This is a genomic window from Kitasatospora sp. NPDC059803 (genome assembly GCF_042732255.1).
In the GTDB taxonomy this organism is placed as follows: Bacteria; Actinomycetota; Actinomycetes; order Streptomycetales; family Streptomycetaceae; genus Kitasatospora.
The window spans coordinates 1-9,521 of sequence record NZ_JBHWIJ010000319.1 but is presented as its reverse complement, the minus strand read 5'-3'; the positions used below and the strand labels follow the sequence as shown (position 1 = coordinate 9,521).

8 protein-coding genes and 1 pseudogene are annotated in these 9,521 nt (G+C 73.6%); 4 read left to right on the top strand and 5 right to left on the bottom strand.

Translation table 11 applies throughout. The annotated features are described in order from the left end of the window. Window positions 1-74 precede the first annotated feature (74 nt). The 5 genes and pseudogenes from ACFV6I_RS33645 to ACFV6I_RS33625 all read right to left on the bottom strand — a co-directional run. Window positions 75-1,173 (bottom strand): annotated as a pseudogene (locus ACFV6I_RS33645) (ATP-binding cassette domain-containing protein); the annotation flags it as partial. Window positions 1,174-1,523: 350 nt separating this feature from the next. Then, entirely contained in the window at window positions 1,524-2,090 is a 567-nt protein-coding gene (locus ACFV6I_RS33640; RefSeq protein WP_380429488.1) for a hypothetical protein, read from the bottom strand. A 332-nt stretch (window positions 2,091-2,422) separates the two neighbouring features. Beyond that, on the bottom strand, window positions 2,423-3,145 hold the full coding sequence (locus ACFV6I_RS33635) for a hypothetical protein (protein WP_380346304.1): 723 nt from the start codon (window positions 3,143-3,145) through the stop codon (window positions 2,423-2,425). Between the two features lie 163 nt (window positions 3,146-3,308). Next, window positions 3,309-4,721, bottom strand: coding sequence for a uracil-xanthine permease family protein (locus ACFV6I_RS33630; protein ID WP_380346303.1), 1,413 nt, complete (start codon window positions 4,719-4,721; stop codon window positions 3,309-3,311). Window positions 4,722-4,851: 130 nt separating this feature from the next. Continuing rightward, window positions 4,852-5,805 carry a helix-turn-helix transcriptional regulator gene (locus tag ACFV6I_RS33625; RefSeq protein WP_244293531.1) on the bottom strand — a complete coding sequence of 318 codons (954 nt, stop codon included), beginning with the start codon at window positions 5,803-5,805 and terminating at the stop codon, window positions 4,852-4,854. Between the two features lie 191 nt (window positions 5,806-5,996). Here ACFV6I_RS33625 and ACFV6I_RS33620 point away from each other — a divergent pair, with 191 nt between their 5' ends. The 4 genes from ACFV6I_RS33620 (at window position 5,997) to ACFV6I_RS33605 (ending at window position 9,477) form a co-directional block, all read left to right on the top strand. Next, window positions 5,997-6,707, top strand: coding sequence for a G1 family glutamic endopeptidase (locus ACFV6I_RS33620; RefSeq protein ID WP_380429485.1), 711 nt, complete (start codon window positions 5,997-5,999; stop codon window positions 6,705-6,707). Window positions 6,708-6,858: 151 nt separating this feature from the next. Then, window positions 6,859-7,509: a TetR family transcriptional regulator gene (locus ACFV6I_RS33615; RefSeq protein ID WP_063350352.1), complete on the top strand. Its 651-nt coding sequence runs from the start codon at window positions 6,859-6,861 to the stop codon at window positions 7,507-7,509. 44 nt (window positions 7,510-7,553) lie between these two features. Further along, a complete protein-coding gene (locus ACFV6I_RS33610) occupies window positions 7,554-8,321 on the top strand; it encodes an SDR family NAD(P)-dependent oxidoreductase (RefSeq protein WP_380429482.1) in 768 nt (255 codons plus the stop codon). 115 nt (window positions 8,322-8,436) lie between these two features. Continuing rightward, window positions 8,437-9,477 (top strand): NAD(P)-dependent alcohol dehydrogenase, encoded by a 1,041-nt coding sequence (locus ACFV6I_RS33605; protein WP_380429480.1) that lies wholly within the window; start codon window positions 8,437-8,439, stop codon window positions 9,475-9,477. Window positions 9,478-9,521 lie beyond the last annotated feature (44 nt).

Genomic DNA, 9,521 nt, shown 5'->3' with positions numbered 1-9,521 from the left:
GCCCGCCGTGGCCGCCGGGGGCCCCCCCGCCCCGCCCCCGCCGACCGGCGCGGCCCGGTGCGCGCCCGCGTCCGCTACGCGGGCGCGCCCTCCGCCAGCCCGTCGTCGGCCAGCCGCAGCCACCGCTGCACGCCGATCCCGTGCAGGAACCGCTCGTCGTGGCTGACCACCACGAAGGCCCCCCCGGTAGGAGTTCAGGGCGCTCTCCAGCTGGGCCGCGCCCGCCAGGTCGAGGTTGTTGGTGGGCTCGTCCAGCAGCAGCAGGTGCGGGGCCGGCTCCGCGCACAGCACGCAGGCCAGGGTGGCGCGCAGCCGCTCGCCGCCGGAGAGCACCCCGACGGGCAGGTGGGCGCGGGCGCCGCGGAAGAGGAAGCGGGCGAGCAGGTTCATCCGCTCGGCCTCGGGCCGCTGCGGGGCGTACGCGGCGAAGTTCTCGGCCACCGTGCGCTCCGGGTCCAGCAGGTCGAGGCGCTGCGAGAGGTAGGCGGTGCGCCCTTCGGCCCGCCGCACGTCGCCGCCCTCGGGGGTGAGGTCCCCGCTGAGCAGGCGCAGCAGGGTGCTCTTGCCCGCGCCGTTGGGGCCGGTGAGCGCGATGCGCTCGGGGCCGCGCACCGTCAGGTCGACGCCCCGGCCGGTGAACACCTCCCGGTCGCCGAGCCGCACGCGCAGCCGCTCGCCGAGGAAGAGGGTGCGTCCGGCGGGCACGGTGGTGTCGGGCAGGTCCAGCGCGAGGCGCTGCTCCTCGCGCAGTGCGCGCCCGGCCTCGTCCAGCCGGGCCTTCGCCTCACCGACCCGCTCGGCGTGCATCTGGCCGGCCCGTCCGGCGGATTCCTGGGCGCCGCGCTTCATGGTGCCGGCGAAGATGCGGGGCAGGCCGGCGCTCTTCAGGTTGCGGGCGGCGTTGCCCTGGCGGTGTTCGGCGCGTTCGCGGGCCTGCTGCATCTCCCGCTTCTCGCGGCGCAGTTCCTGCTCGGCGTTGCGCACGTTCTTCTCGGCGGTCTCCCGTTCGGCCCGTACGGCTTCCTCGTACGCGGTGAAGTTGCCGCCGTGGAAGCGCAGTTCGCCGCGGTCGAGTTCGGCGATCCGCTCCATCCGGTCGAGCAGGGCGCGGTCGTGGCTGACCAGGAGCAGGCCGCCGCGGAAGTCGTCCAGGGCGTCGTGGAGACGGTGGCGGTTCGAGCAGACGACGAGAGCGCCGGACATGGAGGTGGCCTCACAGGGGGGCAGGGCGCGGCGCAGCAGACAGCCGGCGCCCGGGGGCAGACGGATGGGAGGAGGGCACGACGACGGGGCCACGCCGACGGTGCTTCCACGCACCGGTCGGTGGCCTGCCGGGTCCGGGACTCACCCGGAGATGTCGTCGTCCACCACCACGTCTGGTCTCCTCGGCATACGGACGGTCGAAGTCCGCGCCAGTGTAGCCACCGGCTGCCAGGCACGCACGGCATTTATCCGGCGGCCGCCACCCCTGTGCCACCGGTGATCGTGCTGCGCAGGAAGTCGGTGGGGTCGACTTCCTGCGCTCATGGGCGGGTGGCTTGGGCTGCTTGGGTGGCTTGGGTGCGGCAGTGGGTGAGGGCGCACTTGAGGCGGGGGTCGGGGTTGGTGGTGGTGAGGAGTTCGCCGGCGATGGTGAGGGTGGTCCAGTAGGCGGTGGGGTCGCCGGTGCGGGGGAGGGGTGGGGTGGTGATGAGGGAGAGGTAGGCGGTGGTGAGGTTGCCGGTGGTGAACCAGCGGTTGAGGCCGTGGTGGTGGCCGGGTCGGATGTCGCCGTGGGCGTTGACGGCGGTGAGGAGGTGGTCGATGACGGTGCGTTGGGTGGGGGTGAGGGTGGCGGGGATGTCGAAGATGCCGAGGGCTTCGAGGAGTTCGCCGGTGTCGGTTTCGGAGTCGGGGCGGGGGTTGGCGAGGAGGGCGTCGTGGCAGTCGTCGAGGCGGCGGGTGGTCTCGGTGTGGGGGATGGCGAGGGCGAGGCAGACGGCTTGGGCGGCGGGTCGGGGTTGGTGGCCGAGGCGGGCGAGGAGGGCGTAGGTGGCGGCGGGGGTGGCGCCGCGGGAGAGGGTGTGTTTGGCGAGGTTGGTGAGGTGCATGGGTGGTGCGGCTTTCAGACGGTGGCGGGGGTGACGGGCGACGAAGGTGCGGGGCGGCGGGTTGTGAGCATGGCGGGTGCCTCAAGAAGGATTGTGCGGGGGAGTCCTGGTGGGGAGAAGGGCCGGGCTTGATCAGCCGATCGGGACCGGGGCGCCCTGAAGGAGAAGGGGGATGCCGTCGCCATGCTCCCAGGAGTCCCAGGCGTCTTCGACCGCTTGACCAGCGGTCGGCGCCGCGTCTGCACTCGTCGTCGTTGCCGTCCGCAGCGGCGAGTTCGGCGACGTCTGAAACCGCAGGCCCGGACCGCTCACCGGTCCGGGCCTGCGCGCCGTCACGAGCCGGCGGTGGCCGCCTCCAGCGTGGTGGCCATCACCGGGCTGGTGAAGGTGTTCGTCGCATCCCCCGTGGAGGGGTGGTAGGAGCCCCACTTGAGGTAGTTGCGGTCACCGTCCCAGGTGGTGCCCTTGAAGGTGTCCGAGCCGGTGGTGAAGGTCTGCTTCACGCCGTCGAACCAGAAGTCGATGGTGCCGTCGGTGCGGCCCAGGCGGATCTTCAGCGCGTACGAGTGCCACGTGTTGTTGGCCGTCTGCGCGGTCCACAGGGAGTGCGCGACGTGGTCGGTGTCCCACTCCTGGAGGCGGACGCGCCCGTTGACGATGTCGATCTCGATCGGGTGGTTGGCCGTGCCGGTGCTCGGCGAGCACTTGAGCTGGAAGACGTACCGGCTGTTGGTGTCCTTGATGTCCACCTTGGACGACCAGCCGAGGTAGAAGGTGTCGCCCTCCTTCAGGTCCGGGCTGAGCGTCTCGCAGCGCTCCTCGCCGGCGGCCTGGAAGGCCCGCCACACGCTGCCCTTGACGGAGTCCTTGACGACGCCGAAGTTGCCGGCCGCGCACTGGACCGCCTTGAACGAGGACGGGCCGGTGCTGGTGCTCGGCGTCCACAGGACCTTGCCCGCGTCGGCGGCGGAGGCCTGGCCGCCGCAGGTGAGCGCGAACGTGGCGAGGGCGGCGGCCGCGGCGGCGGTCTTGCGGCGCTGGGTCAGAAGGGACATGCCTCTCCCGGGGGGATGAGTGGCGCGGGGCGGGGGACGGGTGTACGCGGCGATTCGACCACCGCCCGGCCCGTCCGGCCAGACGGAACGGCCGACGGAAGAGCCTTTTCGGACACTTCCGCCGGCCGTCCTGTCGGCCTGAACCCGAACCCGGGCCCGTCCGTTACGGGTTGCGCGGCCCCTCAGCACCCTCGGAGCCCTCGGAGCCCTCGTCGTAGGAGGAGGTGCCCTCGTCCAGCAGCGGCTCCTGCGTCTTGAGGTGCGCGGGGGCCAGCGCCCGCAGCGTGTGGTAGCCGGTGATGACGACCAGGGTGCCCAGCGCGATGCCGCTGAGGCTGAAGGTGTCGGTGAACTTCAGGGTGACGTTGCCGATGCCGATGATGATGCCCGCGGCGGCCGGCACCAGGTTCAGCGGGTTGCGCAGATCCACCTTGGACTTGATCCAGATCTGCGCGCCGAGCAGGCCGATCATGCCGTACAGGATGACGGTGATGCCGCCGAGCACCCCGCCGGGGATCGCGGCCACGACGGCGCCGAACTTCGGGCAGACGCCGAACAGCAGCGCGAAGCCGGCCGCGGCCCAGTAGGCGGCGGTGGAGTAGACCCGGGTGGCGGCCATGACGCCGATGTTCTCGGAGTAGGTGGTGTTCGGCGGGCCGCCGAGCGCGGTGGAGAGCATGGAGCCGACGCCGTCGGCGGAGATCGCGACGCCGAGCTTGTCGTCCAGCGTCTGGCCGGTCATCTCGCCCACGGCCTTGACGTGCCCGGCGTTCTCCGCGACGAGCGCGATCACCACGGGCAGGGCGACCAGGATCGCGGACCACTGGAAGGAGGGGCCGTGGAAGTCGGGCAGGCCGATCCAGTCCGCCTTGCCGACGCCCGACAGGTCCAGGCGCCAGTGGTCGGTGAGGTGGCCGCCCGCGTCCACCGAGTGGATCTTGCCGAAGACCCGGTCGAACAGCCAGGAGATCCCGTACCCGAAGAGCAGCCCGAGGAAGATCGCCACGCGCGACCAGAAGCCCCGCAGGCACACCACGGCCAGACCGGTGAACAGCATCACCAGCAGCGCCGTCCACTGGTCCTGCGGCCAGTAGGTCGACGCGGTGACGGGGGCGAGGTTGAAGCCGATCAGCATGACGACCGCGCCGGTCACGATCGGCGGCATCGCCGCGTGGATGATCCGCGCCCCGAACCGCTGGACCGCGAGGCCCACCAGGAACAGTGCCGCGCCCACCACGAACACCGCACCGGTCACGGTCGCGCTGGTGCCGCCCTGCGCCCGGATCACCGCGGCCACGCCCACGAAGGACAGCGAGCAGCCGAGGTAGCTGGGCACCCGGCCGCGGGTGGCCAGCAGGAAGATGATCGTCGAGACGCCGGACATCATGATCGCCAGGTTGGGGTTGAGCCCCATCAGCACGGGCGCCACGAAGCTCGCGCCGAACATGGCCACCACGTGCTGGGCGCCGAGCCCTGCCGTGCGGGGCCAGGAGAGCCGTTCGTCGGGGCGGACGACCGCCCCCGGCGCGGGCGTACGCCCGTCACCGTGCAGCTTCCAGCGCACGCCGAGATCCATGGTGGGGGTTCGCTTTCTCTGTACTTCCGGTGAACTGTCCGCACCATTCTCCCGGTCACCGGGCCTGCCGCGCGCACCCGGCCCGGCCTTGACCTGCGCACTCGCGCGGCCCGGGGGCGGCGCAGCCGGCTCACAGCAGTTCGGCCCGGGCGGCCTGGATGCCCGCCTGGAACCGGGTCCGGGCCCCGAAGCGGTCCATCAGCTCCCGCACCCAGCGCTGCACCGTCCGGGTGGACACCCCCAGCTGGCGGGCGATCGACTCGTCGGTGAGCCCCGCCGCGAGCAGCGGGAGCAGCTGGCGGTGCCGGTCCTCCGGATTCTCCTCCGGCAGGGCGGGCAGCCGCATCGCCTGCGCCCAGTACAGCTCGAACAGTCCGGCGAGTGCGTCCAGCAGGGTGGAGGGCCGGATCAGCAGCACGCTCTGCAGCTCGGTGCCCGCGCTGACCGGCAGCAGTGCCCAGCGGTCGTCCAACAGCGCCAGCTTCAGCGGCAGTTCGGTGTGCACCCGGGCCTGCTCCCCGGCCGTGGCGAAGGAGTGGATCTCCGCCAGGCGCTCCGGATCGCGCAGCACCCGGCTGTGGTACACCACCCTGGTCGTCACCCCCCGTGCCAGCAGGGCCAGTTCGGTCTGCGGATCGCTGCGCCGGATGTACGGGGGCCGGTCCAGGACCCGCAGCCGCTCGCGCACCCCGAACTGGAGGGTGCGCCACAGCTCGGCGACCGATCTGCGCCCGCAGATCACCTCGACCGGCGCGTCGGAGCCGGTGCCGTCCCGGCCCTGCCGGTAGGTGCGCATCAGCTCGCCCATCCGGCCCCGGGCGCGCCGCAGTTCGACCTCGCGCCGCAGCAGCAGCTCCTCCACCGCCACGTCGGGCGGCACCGCCGCCCAGGCCCCGGCCGCGCAGGCCTCCACCAGCCCCTGCGCGGCCAGCGAGACCAGTGCCGCGAGCACGATCGAGGCCTGGAGGTTCATCTGGGCGGCCAGCCACTGCGGGTCGGCGGCCTGGACGCCGAGCAGCCGCAGGTAGAGCTGCTCCTCGACCGCGCCGAGGCCGAGTCCGCCGAGCATGCCCGTCCCCGACACTGCGTCCTCCTCGTCCTGCACCGCCAGTGGACGAGCCGACTGTGCGCCACTCGGTGCCCGAAATCAAGGGATTGATCGGGCGACATGTTCCCGCCATGTCGGGTTCCTGCCCACGCGGCTCCCTTCCCGGCCCGCCCGCGGCGCCCGCAAGCTGGGCGGCACCCCCTCAACTCCCAGTGAAGGAGCCCCCCATGGCCCTTTCCCGCACCGGCCGGCTCGTGCTCGCCGCCCTGCTGGCCCTCCCGGCCGCCGCGGCCGCGACCCCCGCGACGGCCGCCCCCGCCACCCACGCCGCCGCGCACGGCTACGGCAGCGCGCACCGCTTCGGCCACGGCGCCCGCTACGACGGCGGAGTCTGGGGCGGCTACGTAGCCCAGGGCAGCGGCTTCCAGAGCGTCTCCGGCTCCTGGACCATGCCCGCCGTGCAGTGCAACACCGCCAACGACCTGTTCGCCCCCTGGGTCGGGATCGACGGCTACGGCTCGCAGACCGTCGAGCAGACCGGTGTCCAGGCCGACTGCTCCAGCGGCTCCCCGGTCTACTCGGCCTGGTACGAGATGTACCCGGCCCCGCCGCAGTACTTCAGCGACCCGGTGGACGCCGGTGACAGCTTCACCGCCTCGGTGGTCAACAGCGGCGGTTCCAGCTACGCCCTGCAGATCACCGACAACACCAAGGGCTGGACCGAGACCACCACCCAGCAGCTCGACGGCCAGAACGTCAGCGCCGAGGCCGTGATCGAGTCCCCGAGCCAGAGCTACCCCTCCTTCAGCCGCCTGGACTTCTCCGGCGTCACGGTCAACGGCCAGGTCTTCGACGGCTACTCCCCGCAGGCCATCGACAGCGGCCCCTACACCGAGACCCCGCTCAGCAACGGCTCCTTCGCGATAGTCCCCGCCTGACCCGCCCGGCCTGACCCGTTCCACTCGACCCGCCTGCGAGCCCGTCTGCGAGCCCGCCCCGGCCCCCGCCTTCCCGTGGGGGCCGGGGAGGGCTCGTGTCCCAGAGGGACTCATGTCCCAATGGGACATTTCCGGGTGTACGGTGGCTCCCGTGACCACCGAGAAGGCCGAGCACACCACCGAGGGACGGCGTGACCGCAAGGCGCGCCGCACCCGCGAGTCACTGGCCGCCGCCGCCCTCCAGCTGGTGCTGGACCGCGGCCTGGCCGCCGTCTCCGTCGAGGACGTCACCGACCGGGCCGACGTCTCCCGCCGCACCTTCAGCCGGTACTTCGCCTCCCGCGAGGACGCCGTGCTGGACTGCCTGCGCGCCGACTTCGGCCGGATCAACGCGGCGCTGGCGGCCCGCCCCGCCGCCGAGACCCCGGTGGCCGCCTACCGCGCGGCGCTGCGGATCTGGCTGGGCGACGAGCGGGACCCGGCCTGGCACCGGCGCCCCGGTGTGCGGGAGCTGTTCGGCCTGATCGCCGCCGAGCCCTCGCTGACCGCCGCCTACCGGCGGATCTGCGTCGACGAGGAGGAGGCCTCCATCCGGATCGCCGCCGCCCGCCTCGGCCTGGACGCGGAGTACGACCTGCGCCCGGCCGTCGCCGTCGGCCTCGGCGTGGCGGCCCTCCAGGCCGCCTCCCGCGCCTGGGTCCGTCACCCCGTCGGCGCCGACGAGCCGGATCTGCCCGACCTCGTGGAACGGGCCTTCGACCTGCTCGCCGCCGAACCGCCCCCCGACGGCCCGGCGGCCTGAACCACCGCGCCCACCCGGCGCACCCGCACGAAAGGACGTACGCCATGACCGGCACCGACCACCCCCAGGAGTTCATCGGCAAGGCCGCACTGGTCACCGGTGGCGCCTCCGGCATCGGCCTCGCCGTGGCCCCCCCCCAGGCGGCCGGCGGCGCGGCCGTCGCGGTCGCCGACTTCGACCTGGAGGGCGCCCGCAGGGCCGCCGCCGAACTGGAGGCCGCCGGCGCCCGGGCCCTGGCGATCGGGACGGACGTCACCGACCCGGAGTCGGTGCGGGCCGCCGTCCAGGCCGCCGTGGACGGCCTCGGCGCCCTGCACCTGGCCGTCAACAACGCCGGCATCAGCGGCGCGAAGGCCCCCACCGGCGCGTACGAGCCCGAGCAGTGGCGCCGGGTCCTGGCCACCAACCTCGACGGCGTCTTCTACTCGCTGCGCTACGAGATCCCCGCCATCCTGGCGGCCGGCGGCGGCGCCGTCGTCAACATGGCCTCGATCCTGGGCACCAACGGCTTCGCCGGCTCGCCCGCCTACGCGGCCGCCAAGCACGGCGTGGTCGGCCTGACCAAGACCGCCGCCCTGGAGTACGCCGCGCAGGGCGTGCGGATCAACGCCGTCGGTCCGGGCTTCATCGACACCCCGCTGCTGAGCGCGGCCGACGAGGAGGCCCGTCAGGCGCTGGTCGCCCTGCACCCGGCCGGCCGGCTCGGCCGCGCCGAGGAGGTCGCCGAACTGACCGCCTTCCTGCTCTCCGACCGGGCCTCCTTCATCCATGGCAGCTACCACCTGGTCGACGGCGCCTACGCGGCCCGCTGACCGGCCCGCTGACCGGCCCGCTGACCGGCCCGCTGCCCAGGCCCGTCCGGTGGCCGGGGCAGCGCAACCGGGGGGACAGTCGAGTCCGGGGGCAGAGAGAGGGAGTCCGAAACCCATGAAGGCAGTCCAGTACCGCAGCGTCGGCGCCGCCCCCGAGGTGGTCACCGTCCCCGATCCGGAGCCCGGCCCCGGCCAGGTCCTGCTCAAGGTCACCGCGGCGGGGGTGTGCCACTCCGACATCGCCGTGATGAGCATGCCCGCCGAGCGGCTGTCCTTCCCCCTGCCGCTCACCCTCGGGCACGAGGGCGTCGGCACCGTGGCCGCGCTCGGCGCGGGCGTGACCGGCCTGGCCGAGGGCGAAGCGGTCGCCGTCTACGGGCCGTGGGGCTGCGGCAACTGCGCCAAGTGCGCGGAGGGCAAGGAGAACTACTGCCTGCGCGCCGCCGAACTGGGCATCCGCCCGCCCGGCCTGGGCGCCCCCGGGGCGATGGCCGAGTACATGGTGGTGGACAGCCCCCGGCACCTGGTGCCGCTCGGCGGCCTCGACCCGGTCCGGGCCGTGCCGCTGACGGACGCCGGCCTGACCCCGTATCACGCCATCAAGCGTTCGCTCGGCAAGCTGACGCCCGGCAGCACTGCCGTGGTGATCGGCACCGGCGGCCTGGGCCACGTCGCGATCCAGCTGCTGCGCGCGATGACCGCGGCCCGGGTGATCGCCCTGGACGTGACGGAGGAGAAGCTCGCGCTGGCCCGCAGCGTCGGCGCGCACGAGACGGTCCGCTCCGACGCCTCCGCGCCCGCCCGGGTGCGCGAACTCACCGGCGGCGTCGGCGCCCAGGTGGTGCTGGACTTCGTCGGCGCCCCGCCCACGGCGGCCGCGGCCGGCGCGATGGTGGCGGTGGAGGGCGACGTGACGATCGTCGGCCTCGGCGGCGGCACCCTGGCTGTCGGCTTCGGCGCCCTGCCGTACGAGGTCTCGGTGTCCTCCCCGTACTGGGGCACCCGTGGCGAGCTGATCGAGGTCCTCGACCTCGCCCGGGCCGGCGCGGTGGACGTGCACGTCGAGACCTACGGGATCGACGAGGCGCCGCTCGCCTACGAGCGTCTGCACAGCGGCCGGATCAACGGGCGCGCCGTCATCCTCCCCAACGGCTGACGGCTGACGGCTGGGGCCCCGGTCCCGCCGCCCCTGGTCGGGGG

What these genes read in the sequence shown, in the direction of transcription:
- ACFV6I_RS33640 (WP_380429488.1), bottom strand. Translation starts at nt 2,090, where the DNA reads ATGCACCTCACCAACCTCGCCAAACACACCCTCTCCCGCGGCGCCACC.
- ACFV6I_RS33635 (WP_380346304.1), bottom strand. Translation starts at nt 3,145, where the DNA reads ATGTCCCTTCTGACCCAGCGCCGCAAGACCGCCGCCGCGGCCGCCGCC.
- ACFV6I_RS33630 (WP_380346303.1), bottom strand. Translation starts at nt 4,721, where the DNA reads ATGGATCTCGGCGTGCGCTGGAAGCTGCACGGTGACGGGCGTACGCCC.
- ACFV6I_RS33620 (WP_380429485.1), top strand. Translation starts at nt 5,997, where the DNA reads ATGGCCCTTTCCCGCACCGGCCGGCTCGTGCTCGCCGCCCTGCTGGCC.
- ACFV6I_RS33610 (WP_380429482.1), top strand. Translation starts at nt 7,554, where the DNA reads ATGACCGGCACCGACCACCCCCAGGAGTTCATCGGCAAGGCCGCACTG.
- ACFV6I_RS33605 (WP_380429480.1), top strand. Translation starts at nt 8,437, where the DNA reads ATGAAGGCAGTCCAGTACCGCAGCGTCGGCGCCGCCCCCGAGGTGGTC.